Raw genomic sequence first — 15,905 nt, 5'->3', positions numbered from 1 at the left:
TTGAGCTTACGTTGTCTGGGTGATTCCTGCACCTTCAGCTCCCTATATCGTTACCTCGCCCGAAGCCGGTCTGCGATTGGACGCGTTTTTGGCGCGCCGGGCAGGCCTCGGACGCCGTGGGGCTCGTCGTCTTTCGATCGGCGCCAGAGTCAACGGCCGGATCGCCAGGCCAGGACAGGCCCTGGCTGTCGGCGATTCAATTACTCTGGTGCCATCCGAAGCCCTCGAGGGTTCGCTCGATTGCCTGCGCGAAACCTCGGAGATCCTGGTCCTGAACAAACCGGCCGGATTGCCCACCGTTGCTTTGGCCGGACAGGCCGGCGATTCGATGGCGGCCCGGATCGCCGCTGCTCGACCGGACGGCCAATGGCCGGGACCACCTCTCGAGTCCGGGATCGTGCACCGTCTTGATGCAGGAACCTCGGGCGTACTGCTGGTGGCCCGCGATGAGAGATTGTGGTCGGAGTTGCGACAGCAAACGCGCGACCGAGCTTGGCAGAAGACCTATTTAAGCCTGGTGCAGGGCCGACTCGACGAGACACAGACCGTTGACCTTGCGATCGGTCAACATCCAAAGAGCCGACGGCGCATGGTGCCGGTTCGTGATCCAGCCAAAGCCGCACGATATGCTGCGCACTCCGCCTTCAGTCGCATTACTCCCCTGCGGAGCGATGGTGCGCAGACTTTCGTGAGAGTCGAAACCCGGACCGGGCTCAGGCATCAGGTCCGTGTGCACCTGGCGAGCATCGGACATCCCGTCGTGAACGATGGCCTGTATGGCCCGCCGGCCGACGACCAGCTTCCCGGTCATTACCTGCACGGCGAAACTATCGGGTGGTCGGACCCCGCCTCGGGGTCGAGGATTGTCGAACGGGCACCGATTCCTTCGTGGTGGCCGGAATGGGTTCGCTCGAGCGACGATCCGATCTAAAGCGAGCCCCGGCTCAAGTGGCCTTCGCGCTCTTGCGTGTCGGTGCAGGACCAGACGGGCAACTCTCGCAGATATTCTTCTGATTCTCCGGATCTTCGATCAAGCCCTCGTCCAGATTATGGCAGACCTGCTTGCAATTGGCGCAGAGGAAATAGATGCCCTCGACGGTCTTGTCGATTCTCTCGCGGTTCAGGATCCTGCCAGCCAGCTTGCTGATGCGGATTCCCAGGAGCTCCTCATATTGGCGCTTGATCTTCAGCCGACCGGCCTCGTCCTTGGGCAAGCCCTCAGACGCCTCTTCGGTCTTCTTCTTGTCGCCCCACAGGCTGAAGCCCTGCTTCTTGGCCGCCCCGCCCTTTGTGGTCTTCTTCTTGGCCCTCGCCATCAGTCTGCCCCCCTCGGGGCCGCCTTCCAGAAAAAACCGGAGCCCGCACCCATTCAGAGTGTCTTGATTGGAGAACCGGAATTCAAGCTGGCCGCTTCGCGGTGACTCTGATAGCCGGTTACGCTTGGTAAAGGTCCGATTCAGCCCCTCAGGAGAAGAGTCCGAGATGAGCGGAGTTCGGAGGGTGCATGCCCTCCTCCACCGATTGCAATTGCTACCGAGCACCGTGCTGGTGATTCGCGGCGACGCGCTTCTGACCGAAGACGCGGTTTTGGAACCCGATGACGAAATCGAAATCCGCTCGGTGATCAGTGGAGGCTGAAGCCCAATGAAGTGTACACGATGCGGGGAACCCGCTGAAATCGCTCTTCGGGCCCATAATGCTTCATTCTGCCGGCCCTGTTTTCTCTTCTGGTTTGAACGACGAACCCTCAAACAGATCGAAAACGAGGCGATGTTCGTACCGGGACAAAAACTCCTTGTGGCCGTCTCCGGAGGCAAGGATAGCCTCGCACTTTGGGAACTACTTTCCCGGGCTGGCCACGACACGCTTGGCTTTCATCTGGAGCTGGGAATTGATGGCTATTCCCGGCAGTCGCTCGATCGGTGTCAGGCGTTCGCCGAGGCTCGGGGCCTCCGCTTCGAGGTCCGCTCGCTGGCCGCCGCCAACCTGGCGGTCCCCGAGATGGCCAGCGCGACCCACCGCCCGCCGTGTGCCGCTTGCGGCAAGGCCAAGCGCTACTATTTTGATCAGGCGGCCCTCGAGTTCAGATGTGAGGTGCTCGTTACGGGTCACAACCTCGACGATGAGGCGGCCCGTCTCCTGGGCAATGTTCTCCGCTGGCGAGAGGAACAGCTCTTCCGCCAAAGCCCGGTCCTGCAGTCTCGCCATCCAAAGTTTGTTCGCAAGGTCAAACCGTTTTTTCTCGCCAGCGAATACGAAATCGCCGCCTACGCATTCATGCGTAAAATCGATTACCAAGTGCAGGAATGCCCGAATGCAGCGGGCGCCACGCAACTGACTTACAAACGAATGCTCGACGACCTCGAACATGAAAGCCCCGGCAGCAAAAGCGCCTTTGTCGGCGATTTCCTGCGCCGCGGCAGGGCCAACTTCGCGGAGCCGGCAAGTCGTTCGGATGGCGGTACCTGCACGAATTGTGGGATGCCGGCGTTTCACGAGCTATGTTCTTTTTGTTCCCTTCGCCGCGAAGTGGAACGCAAGCGTACCGACAGAAACCCCGGAAGGGAAAAAAACTGATGAGTGGAACACCGAGCCAGCCCAAGATGACAGGTCCGATCGAACTGGGAGAAACCCTTTTGTTCATCGACGAGAAAGGTCGCGAATACCTGCGTCAGGTTCGTGCGGGCCGCCGCTTGAGCTTCAAGAAGGGGCATCTCGATGTGGATCAGATCGTCGGCCGCCCGGATGGGCTGAAAATGCGCACCAGTCAGGGCGGTACCGTCTATATTTTTCGTCCGACGTACGACCGGCTCATCACCCATCTCCCCCGCAAGGCTCAGGTCATCTACCCAAAGGACTCGGGCTCCATTCTCACGCAACTGGATGTCTATCCCGGGGCTCGTGTCATCGAGAGCGGCGTAGGTCCGGGCGCAATGACAATCGCGCTTCTCCGGGCAGTGGGGCCAACAGGTAGTCTCGTGTCCATTGAGCGCCGCGAGGACCATATAGAGATGGCTCGCGAGAATATCGCGATGTTCCACGGCGATGCGCCGAATTGGTCGCTCGTTCTCGGAGATGCCGAAGAGGAGATCCCGGAGCGCGAGGTCGACCGCATTCTCCTCGACATGCCGGACCCTGCGCCGGTGATTCCGGCTGCCGTTCAGGCCTTGCGGCCAGGAGGAATGCTGGCCTGCTGGGTACCGACAACCCTGCAGCTCGACACGCTGGGCGCAGCCGTCCGCGCCGAACCACTGCTGGTCGAAGCCCGAACCTCGGAGATCTTGCAGCGCTATTGGCATGTCGCCTATAATTCCGTGCGGCCGGACCATCGGATGGTCGGCCACACAGGTTTCCTGATGACCGCCTGGCGTCTCGCCGAGATCGACGACCCGGAGGTTCGAGCGGATAGCTCGTCCGAGCCCCCCGGAGCAGAAGGCGAAACTCTGCCGACGGAAGGCAAGGATGAGCCCTCTTTGCCCGCAGCCTCGGATCATGACAACAACCCGGATAGAGAGTCGCCCTAAAAAAGGAGTGCGGTTGGATGTCTGATGAAAACGAGGAAGCAGGAATCGAGGATCTCGACGCCAACGCAAAGTTCTACGGCTTTGAGGAAGATACCGGCAACGTCGAAATACCCGATCATCTACCCGTGCTTGCCTTGCGGGGAGTCGTCATCTTCCCCAGTGCGATTGTCCCGCTTCCGATCTCCCGCAAGCCATCGCTGGAGTTAGTCGAAGAGGTCCTTGCAGGCGATCGGCTCCTGGCGCTTGTCGCGCAAAAGGATGCCGAGGAGGAAACTCCCTCTCGCCATTCCATCCATCGACGAGGCACCGTCGGTCGCCTGCTCAAGATGTTGAAATATCCGGACCAGAGCGTCCGGATATTGGTCCAGGGAATTCGTCGAGTGGATGTCGTCGACCTCGAGCAGGAGTCGCCATACTTCTCGGGGCGCATCCTTCCCGTCGAGGACGCCTATGGCCCCGAGGACGAGCTTGCCGCCAGACAAACCCACCTGGTCAACCAATTCGCAAAATTCGTCTCGCTCATCCCCTACCTCCCGGACGAACTGCAACTGGTAGTGATGAATATCAAGGATCCGGGCAAGGTCACGGATTTGATTTCCTCAAATTTGAATATCGGGCTCGAGGAAAAGCAGGAACTGCTCAACACCTCGGACATTCATTCCCGGATGGATCGCCTGATCAAGATCATTGGTCGAGAGATCGATATGCTCGAGCTTGGGTCCAAGATCCAGAGCCAGGTGCAGACGGAGCTCGCGCAAAACCAAAAGGAATTCTATCTCCGCCAACAGCTCCGCGCGATCCAGAAGGAGTTGGGCGAGTCCGATTCTCGGGGCGCAGACCTCGATGAACTGCGTCAGAAGCTCGACGAAGCAGACTTGCCTCCCGACGCGCGGAAGGCCGCGGATGCCGAGATGGATCGTTTGCGTCTGATTCCTCCCGAATCTGCCGAGCACTCCGTGGTCCGCACTTACCTTGAATGGCTTGCCAATCTACCGTGGAACCATACCTCCGAGGACAACCTCGACATCGCACATGCCCGCGAAGTCCTCGATGAGGACCACTTCGGACTGGATATGGTCAAGGACCGGATTCTTGAATACCTCGCCGTGCGAAAACTTCGGGAGGATCCGAAAAGTCCGATCCTCTGCTTTGCGGGCCCCCCGGGCGTCGGGAAGACGTCTCTTGGCCGATCGATCGCACGCGCCATGGGTCGGGAATTTGTCAGGATGTCTCTCGGTGGCGTTCGTGATGAAGCTGAAATTCGAGGGCACCGCCGCACCTACGTCGGATCGCTGCCCGGGCGAATCATTCAAAATATGCGCACCGCCGGCACCAGAAATCCGCTCTTCATTCTTGATGAAATCGACAAGATCGGGGCCGACTTTCGCGGGGACCCGGCAAGTGCTCTGCTCGAGGTTCTGGACCCCGAGCAAAACGATAAATTCTCGGATCATTATCTCGACGTCCCCTTCGACCTTTCGCAAGCAATTTTTCTCACGACCGCCAACCAGTTGGAACCAATTCCTCATGCCCTCCGTGACCGCATGGAGGTCATCGAAATCTCCGGATACACCGAGGAACAGAAGCTCGAGATCGCGGTCCGGCATCTCGTCCCGCGTCAGATAGAGGAAAACGGGCTGGCTTCTGTCGAGATAGCGTTCGAGACCGAAGCCCTGCAGTCAATTATCCGCAACTATACGCGAGAAGGCGGGTTGCGAAACCTGGAGCGAGAGATCGGACGCACCTGCCGAAAGATCGCCCGAGGCGTCACCGAAGGGGATACTGGTCCGTTCCGGATTGACGAAAAAATGGTCGCCGATCTTCTCGGTCCGGCGACCTTCTTCGCGGAGGTGGCCGACCGGAAGGCACAGATCGGAGTCGTGACGGGCCTGGCCTATACTGCCGCCGGTGGCGATATCCTTTTCGTCGAATCCACGCGGATGCCGGGTAAAAAAGGCCTTACGCTGACGGGCTCGCTTGGCGATGTGATGAAGGAATCAGCGCAAACTGCGCTGTCGCTGATTCGCTCCAGAGCCGAGTCGCTCGGAGTTCCGGCTGATTTCTATGAGGAAACCGACCTTCATATTCATGTTCCCGCCGGCGCCACACCGAAGGATGGCCCGTCCGCCGGAGTCACGATGGCGACGTCGTTGGCCTCGTTACTGACCGAACGACCCGTCCTCCCGTATGTGGCGATGACAGGCGAGCTGACGCTCCGAGGCGCCGTCTTGCCGATCGGCGGCGTCAAGGAAAAGGTGCTTGCTGCTGCGCGGGCGGGGATTACGCATATTGTTCTGCCCGAGAGGAACCGAAAGGACCTCCATGATGTGCCCGAGAAGATTCGTGATCAAATCGATTTCACTTTTGCGTCCGAAATAGGCGACGTGCTGGAAGTCGCGCTGGCGCCCAAGCCCAAAAGCTGAAGGATCTCCCCCGGAGACCCGAGAGATATCGAAGCCCCTGCTGCCCGGAGGGCTGCGGGGGAATTAAACCCCCACGAAACCGCGGCCGCCCGAGTTCCTGCCGAGATGGCGGTTGCGATATCCACGCCGGAGTCGCCCACCATCCAGGTATTTCGGGGGGCGATCGACGACTGGCCCAGCAGCCATCGCAAACCAGCGGGGTTCGGCTTCAGACCCCAACCTGAGTCGCCGCCCACGACACGCGAAAATGTATCGGCATGCCCGAGGCCTTCGAGGATTCTCCGGGTGAACACCTCTTTTTTGTTGGTCAGAACAGAGAGCTCATGACCCGCCTCGAGGAGCTTGTCCAGAACCTCCGCAATCCCCGGATAGAGCATCGTATTCTCCAGGCAATGGTCAAAATAGTAGGCCTCCAAAGCCTCGAGGGCCGGGACCTCGGCTGCCGCCGGGGCATGGGATTCGCGGACCGCTCGACGGACCAGAGCTGCCACGCCATCACCGACAAAGGAGAGGACCACGCTGGCTGGCAAGCCCGGACATGAGATCGTGCGTAGTGCCTCATTGACGGCCGCGACAAGGTCGGACCGCGAGTCCACCAGCGTTCCGTCGAGATCCCAGACGATATGATGGGCGGTATCTGCCAAGTCCACCTTTCTCGAAGTCCTTTGCCCTCACGGGTGCCCTGCATCTGTAGTTCAGGGAGTCCCCGGGCAACCAGACTGCGGACGTCCGAGTCCCAGCTCTATTCGTTCGGAGCGAAGGAGGTGCCGCAACCGCAGGTGCGCTCGGCGTTGGGGTTTGTGAAGCGAAAGCCGGCGCCATGCAGTCCGTCGGCGAAGTCGACAACCATGCCTTCGAGGTAGGGCAGGCTTTCGGGGTCGACGAAAATTTTCACAGCACCCATATCAAAAACATTATCCGCATCCGAGGGCTGATCATCGAGGCCAAGCGTGTAGCTCATGCCCGAGCAACCGCCGTTAACAACCCCAACGCGAAGACCGCCAGTCGCCGGCCGCTTCTCCTTGGCCAAAAGCTGCTGAACCCGCACGATCGCTGCCTCGGAGAGTCCGACACCGGTTCCCGTATCCACCTGGATTTCTTCCATGTTGAAAAATTACCTCCGCTAAACCGTCGGGTCAACTCGACAAAATTCGCCCGCCAGGCGGACGCCGCCTGAACCGGACAGACACGCCGGAGAGCTTTAGTCGTTTTCCCGGCCACCACCGGGAAAGCATGTGCTCTCGCAGGCGCGACCGGGCCAGCCAACAAGAAGGCCAGCGACCAAGAAGGCCAGCGACCAAGAAGGCCAGCGACCAAGAAGGCCGGCGAGTCATGCAGAGCAGCGATCAAGCAGCGCTTGCAGCCCGGACCTGTTGCTGGAACGAGGTGATGTCTTGCCGGCGGAACCGCCATTGCCTCCCGGCCTTGAAGGCTGGGAGGATTTCCTTGCGCGCATATTCATTCACCGCGTCGGGGCTCATGTCCAAAAGACGCGCCACGTCACGGCTATTCAAGAGGTTTTCGCTGTCGCTGAAAGACATCATAGTTCCTGATGCCTTGAGTATCACCGGCCCCATGGAGCGTCAAGGTTCCGATGGGAGCGAGAGGGCTTCAGGAAACCGCCTATGAAAATTTTTCCTCCGTGAAAACAAAGAGTTATGGATTCCGCAAAAGGGGCTGCTTTCACTGAGGATCCCTCAGGTCCGAGAGCAGACGCCCCTCCATTCGGAGGAATTTTCAGATGGAGATCGTCTTGAGATTGCGCTGTTCCAGCCGGAAATCGTAGTAAATCCGAGTGGCAAAGACCGCGGTGAACACCGTCGTGACGATCCCGACGCAAAGCGTCACAGCGAAGCCTTTGACCGGCCCGGAGCCAAATTGAAAAAGAATGATCCCGGACACAAAAGTTGTGATGTTCGAGTCCCGAATCGCAGCCCAAGCTCGCTCATAACCCGCTTCGAGCGCGGCCCGAGGGGTCTTCCCGAGGCGTAATTCCTCACGGACGCGCTCGTTGATCAACACATTTGCATCGACTGCCATGCCCATCGTCAACACGATCCCGGCGATTCCGGGCAGTGTCAGAGTCGCTCCGAAGCCGGCGAGCACGGCCATCAGGAAAGCCACATTCAACAGAAGCGCGGTGTCGGCGAGCACGCCGGCTCCGCGATAATAATAGGCCATGAAGAGCACCACCAGGATGCCGCCGACCAGCAGAGAGAGAACGCCCTGCTCGATCGAATCACGACCAAGCGAGGGGCCTACCGTCCGTTCCTCGATGATCCGGATAGGTGCAGGCAGCGCACCCGCACGGAGAACAATCGCGAGGTCCCGAGCCGTGGTGAGGTCGAAGTTACCGGAGATCACGGCACGACCGCCTCCGATCCGTTCGTTCAAAGAAGGCGCCATCACCACCTTGTCGTCGAGAATAATCGCCAAGCGGCGGCCGACGTTATCGCCGGAGGCGCTTTCGAGGTCGACCGCACCGGTGTCGGTCATCGTCAACTCGACTTGCGGACCCTCAAACTGAGCGGCGGGTCGCACACGAGCATCCGCAAGTTGGACCCCGCTGAGCAGAACCCGCTTCTCGACTTCCCATGTGGTCGGGCTGCCGGGTGAAGCCAGATTCGAGCTGCCCAGGGTCTCGACATCGGCACTCGTCCCATCGGCGATGAGTCGAAATTCAAGAACGGCCGTTTTCCCGATCAGGTCCTTCGCCCTCTGCGGATCCTGAACGCCGGGCAGCTGCACGACGATTTCCGTGCTGCCCTGCCTTTGGATTGTGGGTTCGGCGACGCCGAACTGGTCGATTCTATTACGGATGGTCTCCAGGGATTGGTCGATTGCGAGGCGCTTGATCTGCTCGATCTGGCGGCGACTCTGGGTGAGATTCAGAACACTGCCTGACCCGCCCGCGATCACGAGCCCCGGATACCGGTTTGTAATCAGGGTATCGACCGCCGATCGTTCGCCGGCATCCGCGAGCGTCAAAACGAGAGTATCGCCTTCACGCACAAAACTATCGACAGCAATATCGTCTTCTGCAGCGGCGCGTGCGACGTCCTGACGCGTCCGATCCAAGGTGGAGGAAACGGCCTCATCAACATCGACCGTGAACAGTAGATGCGTGCCGCCCCGCAAATCCAGACCGAGATGGATCGGATTTTCGACGGGGGCAAAGGGCAAGCGAACTCCCTCAGGCAGAAAGACCGGCGACAAATAGATGAAAGCGGCCAGAGTGACGGCGATCAGTCCGCCGAGTCGATAATTCACAGTTCCGGGATTCATGACTTTGTGCTTTCCGCGGCTTTACCGGCTTTTACGACCTGGCCGACCGATGAGCGCTCAAGCCGAATCTTTACGTTCGAGGCGATTTCCAGAGAAACTTCGTTTTCCTGAATCTTTACGATTTTTCCGAAGAGACCGCCGGTAGTGACCACATTATCGCCCGGCTTCAGGGCCTCGAGCATGGCCTCGGTTTCCTTTGCCTTCTGTTGCTGGGGGCGAATCAGAAGGAAATAGAAAACGACCAGAATCAATGCGAAGGGCAATAATTGCAAAAGTGCGCTGTCTGCTGGGGTTCCACTCATTTACTGCCTCTTTTCCTCGTCTTCGATCTGATCCAAATCGACGCCCATCGACGCCGCCTCGGCACGAAACGTACCATTTTCAATCGCAGACCGCAGGCGTTTCATCGAGTTAACATAAAAATAAAGGTTGTGATTTGTCAGGAGCCGCGCCGATAGCATCTCACCGTTCAGGAACAGGTGCCGCAAGTAGGCCCGCGAAAAATTTGCGCAGGTCGTGCATCCGCACATCGGGTCGAGTGGCACGAGCGAATCGCGGTGGATTGCATTTTTGATCACCACCCGGCCCTCCGAGGTAAAGGCCATCCCATTTCGAGCGTTGCGGCTGGGCATCACGCAATCGAACATATCAAAACCGGCGGCCACGAAACGCACCAACTCTTCCGGAGTCCCGACCCCCATCAAGTAGCGCGGTTTCTCCTCCGGCAGAAGGTTTACCGTATACGAACCGACTGCGAGGGTCTCGGCACGCCCTTCCCCTACCGAAAGTCCGCCAACCGCGTAGCCGTCAAATCCGATCCCCTGCAACTCGTCCGCACTTTGCGCTCTCATTGCCGGGTCGAGTCCACCTTGCACGATCCCGAATTGCATCTGGTCCGCGCGGCTATGCGCCTCGCGAGAACGTCTGGCCCAGTCAGTCGTGCGGCGTAAGGCCCTCGCGACATCTTCGGGAGGCGCACCGGCAGGAGGACATTCATCGAGAATCATCGCGATATCGACGCCAAGCTTCTCTTGATTGCTGACCACGTCTTCCGGGCTGAAAAACCGGCGGCTTCCGTCAATATGGCTTTGGAAAAGAACTCCTTCATCGGTCACTTTTCGCATTCCCTTCAGGCTGAAAACCTGAAATCCGCCGGAGTCGGTGAGGATCGCCCCCTTCCATCCCATAAATTGATGCAAGCCACCCATGGCTCCAATGGCATCGGCGCCCGGCCGCATCGCGAGATGGTAGGCATTCGAGAGGATCAATTCTGCGCCGAGGTCACGAAGCTCCCAAGGGGCCACGCCTTTGACCGCACCGTAGGTCCCGACCGGCATGAATGCCGGCGTCTGAACCGGGCCATGAGCGGTCATCAGAGTTCCCCGACGCGCCCTGGAATGAGGATCTCTCGCCCTGAGCTGGAAGGAGGGAGAGTGGCTCCCCTCCCCTGCGGTCGCGATGGTTTCGTTCATCGCACGGCCTTCTAGCAAAAGAGGCCGCTCCCGTCAGATAATCAGCATCGCATCGCCGTAGCTATAAAAGCGATATTTCTCGGCGACCGCGATCCGGTAGGCCTCGCGAATCGGCTCCGTGCCACCGAACCCGGCCACCAGTGCCAGCAGCGACGAACCCGGCAAATGGAAATTGGTGAGCATCCCTTGCACGACATGGAAAGGATCCCCCGGTTGGAGCACCAGCCCCGTCGACGTCGGCCGGGACGGCCATCCCTGCCGCGCGGCCGACTCGAGTGCCCTTGTTGTCGTGGTTCCGACCGCGACCACCCGCCCCTTGCAATTCTCGATGCTTCGGCGGGTTTCCTCCGGAACAAAATATGTTTCGGGTTCAACGGTCCCCGACCCCCGACCGGGCTGACCCGAGAGGAAAGTTGCCGCACCGACGTGCAGCACGACCTCCGCCACACCGACGTCCTTAAGCGCGAGCGATTCAAAGATCGCTTCCGTCAGATGAAGACCTGCCGTGGGTGCCGCCACCGACCCTGTGTCGCTGGCGTAGATGGTCTGGTAGCGCGCGCGATCCTCTGGTGTCGGCCCCTCGGGGCGCTCGATATAGGGAGGCAAAGGAATTTCCCCGAGCCGCTCGGCGCAGGCCAGAACCTCGGTCCCGGGCGCGAAATCAAGCCATAAATATCCGTTCCGGATCGCGCGCACACGAGCCTCGATCGTTCCGCCGTCAGAGCCGCCCCCGGAAAAGCTCAACTTCTGCTCGGGTCGCAGCCGCTTCAGGGGTTTGGCCAGCGCCTGCCAACAGTCAGGCCCTTGATCGGGGGAGGCTTGGAGCAAGAGCACCTCCACTGCTCCACCCCCCGGTAGTCTTTGTCCACGCAGCCGCGCCGGAAAAACACGCGTGCGATTGCGCACCAGCAGGTCTCCTTGCTCCAGATAGTCCGCCAGAGAACGAACCAGCGATGCTTCCGGGCGAACGGCTCGCTCCCGATGGACACGCATCATTCTCGATCCGTCTCGCTTGGCCGCCGGCGACTGAGCGATCAGGTCCTGCGGGAGTTCATAATTGAAGTCCGAGCTGGCCGGGCCGTCTTCCGTCGGATCAGGTTTTTTTTGCATCCGAGCTGATCTGCGCATCGAGAAAGGGTCGCAGCATATCGATCGGCAACGGAAACACCGTGGTCGAATTATTGGGACCCGCAATCTCGGTCAAAGACTGGAGGTAGCGCAGGGTCAAAGCCGCAGGGTGTGTCGCCAAAGTCGCTGCCGCTTCGGCCAGTTTTGCGGAGGCCTGAAATTCGCCTTCTGCCGCGATTACCTTGGCGCGTCGTTCACGCTCGGCTTCAGCCTGGCGGGCCAGGGCTCGCTGCATATCCTGCGGGAGATCAATATCCTTGATCTCGACACTTGAAACTTTGACGCCCCAAGGCTCTGTCTGCTGGTCCACAATGGCCTGAATCTGATCGTTGACTTTTTCGCGCTCTGCCAGCAATTCATCAAGCTCGACCTGTCCACAAACGCTGCGCAGCGTGGTTTGAGCAATCATGTTTGAGCCGTATATATAGTTCTCGATCGCAATGATGGCAGGCATCGGATCGACAACCCGAAAGTACAGGACAGCACTGACTTTGACCGATACGTTATCTCGCGTGATGACTTCCTGCGCCGGGATATCCATGGTGATCGTACGGAGATCCACACGCCGAGCCTTTTCGATAAAGGGAATGATCAGGACAAGACCGGGACCACGGACGCCCACGGCACGACCGAGACGAAAAATCACCGCACGCTCGTACTCCTGCGTGATCTTGATTGAGCTACCGAGAATGACCAAAAGCACAAAAATCAGAACTGCTGCGAAACTCATCCCCGCTCCTTTTCAAGATCGGCACGGCTCACCGTCACCGACAACCCTTCAACTTTCGTGACCTCCACGAGATCACCGACTTCCATAACACCTGACCAGTTGGCCGCCCAGATCTCGCCATTCAGCATGACGTGGCCTGAGGACTCCCCGCCGTCCCGGACCGCGCACGTCCTTCCGATCAGGCTCGAAGCCCCGGTCACCGGCTTTTTGCCGAAGGTTCCCACAACCAGAGTGGCCATCACCAGCATCACCGTGGCAACCGCAACGGCCGCGCCGGCGATCACCCCGCGATCCACGACCAAACCCCCGCCGGGGGCCTCGAACAGGTACAAGGATCCGAGCACGAAGGACACAAAGCCTCCCAAGCCGAGAATCCCGAAGCTCGGCACAAAGAGTTCCGCTACCAGGAGGCCTATCCCGAGAACCATCAGAGCGAGGCCGCTCATGTTCAGGGGCAGAATCTGGAAGGAAGCCGCCGCGACAAACAGGAAAATTGCACCAATCACTCCGGGCACCATCCCGCCCGGATTGCTCAGCTCCAGATAGAGACCGAGAATTCCGGCCAGGAGGAGAAAGTAGGCGATGGTCGGGTCGGCCAGAAAGCCTACCACCTGCTGGCGGAAGGTGGGCTCGATCTGAACCATTGTCGCCGACCGCAGGTTCAGGATTTGCTCCTGCCCGTCGACCTCGACGATTCGCCCGTCCAACTGGGCCAGCAGGTCCTGCGTGTCGCTGGCGATGAGATCAATGACGCCGAGTTCAAGGGCTTCCGTATCCGTCGCGGACACGGCTTCGCGGACAGCCTGCTCGGCCCATTCGATATTGCGACCCCGTTGCTCGGCGATCGATTTCGCAAAAGCCGCTGTCGAGTTGAGAATCTTGGCGCCCATGGCCCCCTCGATCTCCTCGCCCCCGGCCGCGCTCACAGGGGTACTCGCCCCAATACTGGTCCCCGGCGCCATCGCGGCCACGTTCGCAGCCATCACCAGAAATACACCGGCCGAGGCGGCCCCAGCACCACCGGGGGCCACGTAAAAAATCACAGGCAGCGGGGCTGCCAGAAGCGTCTTGACCATTTCTCGTGTCGACTGGAGGAGTCCTCCCGGCGTGTCGAGAATCACCAGAACCGCGACCGAATCGGCCTCTGCCGCGTCGTTGATCCCCGTGCGCAAATACTCTTCGCTCGCGGGCTGAATGGGCCCGTCGATCGTGAGCACGCGCACCTCACCGGCCCACGACCAGGAGGCGCCAATCTCCGGGCCGAACAGGACCAGGGCGCAAAGGGCCGTCAGCACGAAATGCCATTTGATACCTCGACGTTCCATCAAACCCCCGGCATCCCCAGGTGACGCATCACCTGCTGAATATCCGTCCACACATCTCGCTTGAGGGCGGGATTACGGAGAAGGTGGGCGGGATGAAAGGTGGGCATCACGGGAATCCCATCATAATCCTGCCAGTTCCCTCGAAGTCTGGTGATCGGCACGGTCGTCCCCAGAATTGTCTGCGCCGCGAACTTGCCGAGTGCGATGACCACCTCGGGGGCAACCGCCTGCATCTGTTGCTGGAGGAAAGGACGGCAACTCGCGACTTCGTCCTCCTCCGGGTTGCGGTTGCCGGGCGGTCGGCATTTCACCACGTTGCAGATATAGACCTCGTCCCGCGGGATCTTCATTCCTTTTTCGATGATATCCGTCAGCAATTGACCCGCCGGGCCGACAAAGGGTTTGCCGGACTCGTCTTCGTCCTTGCCGGGTCCCTCGCCTACGAAAAGAATCCGAGCGTCCGGATTTCCCGTCCCGAAGACGATTTGTTGGCGACCGCGGGAAAGCCGGCAGAGCTCGCACCCGACGAGCTCACGCTCGATCGCCGAAAGTTGCGCTGCAGAATCCTCCCGAGTTCGCGCAGAGGCAGATATGCGAGCCGGCGCTGTTACGGCCCCGTCCGCATTGCCGTCCCCCCGAGACGGATCGGAGAAATCACCATCGAAACTCGATTTGCTCCGTGCCACGGATAGAATTCCGGCGTCACGCAAGCTGCGAACATGCGTCAAAAGGTCTCTGGCCAGCTCGTTGACGTTGTCCTGCATCACCTACGACATTATGCCTTGTGCGGGAGAAGTCGAGCCCAATCGTCAATCTCGGGAAGATTGGTTTTCGCGGATTCGGTTCAGGATTCGATCCGCGACCTCATCTTTCGAAAGCATCGGCAGTTCGAGGGAACCCGCCCGATCCAGAATTGTGACAATATTTGTGTCCACGTCGAAACCAGCGCCAGCTCGGGCCACGTCATTCGCAACGATCATATCGAGCTTCTTGCGCTCTCGTTTCTTCGCGGCTCGAGCCAGAACGTCCTGTGTCTCCGCGGCGAAACCGACCACATATAAACTCGCGCGTCGGGGAACCACGTCGGCGACGATATCTTGCGTCCCCACAAGCTCGAGGGATAGCCCCCCGGCCGCCTTCGCTGCTTTCTGAGCTGCTATATCGGAGGGCGCGTAGTCGGCGACAGCCGCAGCTGCGATGACGATCGTTGCCGTCTCGCACAACGCCTCCACCCGAGCGGCCATTTCGGCGGCGGTCTCGACTCGATGAAACTCCACTCCCGCGGGCGTTTCGAGCCCGGTCGGGCCTGCGACGAGCGAAACGTGAGCGCCGCGACGAAGCGCCGCCCGTGCCAGCGCGTAGCCCATTTTACCCGAGGAACGATTGGACAGGTAGCGAACGGGATCCAGAGGCTCTCGAGTCGGGCCTGCCGTGATCAAGACGGATTCCGCCTCCAGATCCCTGCGGCCAAGAGCACCCGCCAATGCTTCGAGCAGCACGGGTGGATCCGGTTGCCGTCCCGGCCCTTCGTATCCACAGGCGAGTGCACCATTATCCGGGGGGATTACCTTACAATTTCGACGTCGAAGGTTTTCAAGGTTGGCCTGCACAACCTCGTTTTCGTACATATGAACATTCATGGCCGGCGCCAGTACAACTGGTGCTCGGGTGGCCAGAAGGACCGTTGTCAGCAAATCGTCAGCAATCCCGTTGGCGAGTTTACCGATCACGTTTGCGGTGGCGGGAGCCACCAGAATCGCATCCGCGGAATCCGCCAGATCGATATGTCCGATTTCGGACTCCTGCGTCAGGTCGAAAAGGTCCGTGGCAACCGGTTCCCCCGAAAGGGTTTGCAAGGTCAGGCGGCTCACGAATTGCTGTGCATTCCGGGTCAGAAGAACTCGAACCCGAGCACCCTCGTCACGCAGGCGACGAACCAATTCGGGGGCTTTGTAGGCGGCAATTCCGCCGCCAACTGCCAGTATGACCGTACTCCCGTTCAGCATGACCACATCCCT

General features: G+C 59.8%; 17 protein-coding genes. 5 read left to right on the top strand and 12 right to left on the bottom strand.

Annotation, left to right across the window (positions count from 1 at the left end):
* The first annotated feature begins 19 nt into the window (after positions 1-19).
* A complete protein-coding gene (locus tag P8K07_09260; protein MDG1958713.1) occupies positions 20-931 on the top strand; it encodes an RluA family pseudouridine synthase in 912 nt (303 codons plus the stop codon).
* A 13-nt stretch (positions 932-944) separates the two neighbouring features.
* On the opposite strand, the gene P8K07_09255 is transcribed toward P8K07_09260, so the two are convergent.
* Positions 945-1,316 carry a hypothetical protein gene (locus P8K07_09255; protein ID MDG1958712.1) on the bottom strand — a complete coding sequence of 124 codons (372 nt, stop codon included), beginning with the start codon at positions 1,314-1,316 and terminating at the stop codon, positions 945-947.
* Between the two features lie 166 nt (positions 1,317-1,482).
* Here P8K07_09255 and P8K07_09250 point away from each other — a divergent pair, with 166 nt between their 5' ends.
* From P8K07_09250 to lon, 4 genes are read left to right on the top strand one after another with little or no spacing between them, the layout of a single operon-like run.
* Positions 1,483-1,638 carry a thiamine biosynthesis protein ThiS gene (locus P8K07_09250; protein MDG1958711.1) on the top strand — a complete coding sequence of 52 codons (156 nt, stop codon included), beginning with the start codon at positions 1,483-1,485 and terminating at the stop codon, positions 1,636-1,638.
* Between the two features lie 6 nt (positions 1,639-1,644).
* Positions 1,645-2,577: an ATP-binding protein gene (locus tag P8K07_09245; GenBank protein ID MDG1958710.1), complete on the top strand. Its 933-nt coding sequence runs from the start codon at positions 1,645-1,647 to the stop codon at positions 2,575-2,577.
* A complete protein-coding gene (locus P8K07_09240; protein MDG1958709.1) occupies positions 2,577-3,524 on the top strand; it encodes a methyltransferase domain-containing protein in 948 nt (315 codons plus the stop codon). Before P8K07_09245 ends, P8K07_09240 begins: the two co-directional genes overlap by 1 nt.
* A gap of 17 nt (positions 3,525-3,541) precedes the next feature.
* Positions 3,542-5,947 (top strand): endopeptidase La, encoded by a 2,406-nt coding sequence (gene lon, locus P8K07_09235; GenBank protein ID MDG1958708.1) that lies wholly within the window; start codon positions 3,542-3,544, stop codon positions 5,945-5,947.
* Here lon and P8K07_09230 read toward each other — a convergent pair.
* The 11 genes from P8K07_09230 to coaBC form a co-directional block, all read right to left on the bottom strand.
* The gene (locus P8K07_09230; protein ID MDG1958707.1) at positions 5,872-6,597 is read right to left on the bottom strand and encodes an HAD hydrolase-like protein; all 726 of its coding nucleotides are present in this window, start codon (positions 6,595-6,597) and stop codon (positions 5,872-5,874) included. The two genes, lon and P8K07_09230, sit on opposite strands and share 76 nt — an antisense overlap.
* Before the next feature lie 92 nt (positions 6,598-6,689).
* Entirely contained in the window at positions 6,690-7,052 is a 363-nt protein-coding gene (locus P8K07_09225; protein ID MDG1958706.1) for an iron-sulfur cluster assembly accessory protein, read from the bottom strand.
* 241 nt (positions 7,053-7,293) lie between these two features.
* Positions 7,294-7,491 (bottom strand): helix-turn-helix domain-containing protein, encoded by a 198-nt coding sequence (locus P8K07_09220; GenBank protein MDG1958705.1) that lies wholly within the window; start codon positions 7,489-7,491, stop codon positions 7,294-7,296.
* A 193-nt stretch (positions 7,492-7,684) separates the two neighbouring features.
* A complete protein-coding gene (gene secD / locus P8K07_09215; GenBank protein MDG1958704.1) occupies positions 7,685-9,232 on the bottom strand; it encodes a protein translocase subunit SecD in 1,548 nt (515 codons plus the stop codon).
* Positions 9,229-9,534: a preprotein translocase subunit YajC gene (yajC, locus tag P8K07_09210; GenBank protein ID MDG1958703.1), complete on the bottom strand. Its 306-nt coding sequence runs from the start codon at positions 9,532-9,534 to the stop codon at positions 9,229-9,231. The genes secD and yajC overlap by 4 nt, the downstream gene beginning before the upstream one ends.
* Positions 9,535-10,704, bottom strand: coding sequence for a tRNA guanosine(34) transglycosylase Tgt (gene tgt / locus P8K07_09205; protein MDG1958702.1), 1,170 nt, complete (start codon positions 10,702-10,704; stop codon positions 9,535-9,537).
* Positions 10,705-10,737: 33 nt separating this feature from the next.
* Positions 10,738-11,814 carry a tRNA preQ1(34) S-adenosylmethionine ribosyltransferase-isomerase QueA gene (gene queA, locus P8K07_09200; GenBank protein MDG1958701.1) on the bottom strand — a complete coding sequence of 359 codons (1,077 nt, stop codon included), beginning with the start codon at positions 11,812-11,814 and terminating at the stop codon, positions 10,738-10,740.
* Entirely contained in the window at positions 11,798-12,562 is a 765-nt protein-coding gene (locus P8K07_09195) for an SPFH domain-containing protein (protein ID MDG1958700.1), read from the bottom strand. The genes queA and P8K07_09195 overlap by 17 nt, the downstream gene beginning before the upstream one ends.
* Positions 12,559-13,887: a nodulation protein NfeD gene (locus tag P8K07_09190; GenBank protein ID MDG1958699.1), complete on the bottom strand. Its 1,329-nt coding sequence runs from the start codon at positions 13,885-13,887 to the stop codon at positions 12,559-12,561. The genes P8K07_09195 and P8K07_09190 overlap by 4 nt, the downstream gene beginning before the upstream one ends.
* The gene (locus tag P8K07_09185; GenBank protein MDG1958698.1) at positions 13,887-14,654 is read right to left on the bottom strand and encodes a uracil-DNA glycosylase; all 768 of its coding nucleotides are present in this window, start codon (positions 14,652-14,654) and stop codon (positions 13,887-13,889) included. The genes P8K07_09190 and P8K07_09185 overlap by 1 nt, the downstream gene beginning before the upstream one ends.
* Before the next feature lie 42 nt (positions 14,655-14,696).
* On the bottom strand, positions 14,697-15,893 hold the full coding sequence (coaBC, locus tag P8K07_09180) for a bifunctional phosphopantothenoylcysteine decarboxylase/phosphopantothenate--cysteine ligase CoaBC (GenBank protein ID MDG1958697.1): 1,197 nt from the start codon (positions 15,891-15,893) through the stop codon (positions 14,697-14,699).
* Positions 15,894-15,905: the final 12 nt, after the last annotated feature.

This window comes from Candidatus Binatia bacterium, from assembly GCA_029248525.1.
In the GTDB taxonomy this organism is placed as follows: Bacteria; Desulfobacterota; Binatia; order UBA12015; family UBA12015; genus UBA12015.
The sequence above is the reverse complement of the archived record's forward strand: the minus strand, read 5'-3'. Positions and strand labels throughout refer to the sequence as shown.

Bases quoted from the DNA above. Each gene is read 5' to 3' on its own strand.
- P8K07_09195 (MDG1958700.1), bottom strand. From the start codon at position 12,562: ATGAGTTTCGCAGCAGTTCTGATTTTTGTGCTTTTGGTCATTCTCGGT.
- P8K07_09245 (MDG1958710.1), top strand. From the start codon at position 1,645: ATGAAGTGTACACGATGCGGGGAACCCGCTGAAATCGCTCTTCGGGCC.
- secD (MDG1958704.1), bottom strand. From the start codon at position 9,232: ATGAATCCCGGAACTGTGAATTATCGACTCGGCGGACTGATCGCCGTC.
- lon (MDG1958708.1), top strand. From the start codon at position 3,542: ATGTCTGATGAAAACGAGGAAGCAGGAATCGAGGATCTCGACGCCAAC.
- tgt (MDG1958702.1), bottom strand. From the start codon at position 10,704: ATGAACGAAACCATCGCGACCGCAGGGGAGGGGAGCCACTCTCCCTCC.
- P8K07_09220 (MDG1958705.1), bottom strand. From the start codon at position 7,491: ATGATGTCTTTCAGCGACAGCGAAAACCTCTTGAATAGCCGTGACGTG.
- P8K07_09240 (MDG1958709.1), top strand. From the start codon at position 2,577: ATGAGTGGAACACCGAGCCAGCCCAAGATGACAGGTCCGATCGAACTG.
- P8K07_09255 (MDG1958712.1), bottom strand. From the start codon at position 1,316: ATGGCGAGGGCCAAGAAGAAGACCACAAAGGGCGGGGCGGCCAAGAAG.
- P8K07_09250 (MDG1958711.1), top strand. From the start codon at position 1,483: ATGAGCGGAGTTCGGAGGGTGCATGCCCTCCTCCACCGATTGCAATTG.
- P8K07_09190 (MDG1958699.1), bottom strand. From the start codon at position 13,887: ATGGAACGTCGAGGTATCAAATGGCATTTCGTGCTGACGGCCCTTTGC.
- P8K07_09225 (MDG1958706.1), bottom strand. From the start codon at position 7,052: ATGGAAGAAATCCAGGTGGATACGGGAACCGGTGTCGGACTCTCCGAG.
- yajC (MDG1958703.1), bottom strand. From the start codon at position 9,534: ATGAGTGGAACCCCAGCAGACAGCGCACTTTTGCAATTATTGCCCTTC.
- queA (MDG1958701.1), bottom strand. From the start codon at position 11,814: ATGCAAAAAAAACCTGATCCGACGGAAGACGGCCCGGCCAGCTCGGAC.
- coaBC (MDG1958697.1), bottom strand. From the start codon at position 15,893: ATGCTGAACGGGAGTACGGTCATACTGGCAGTTGGCGGCGGAATTGCC.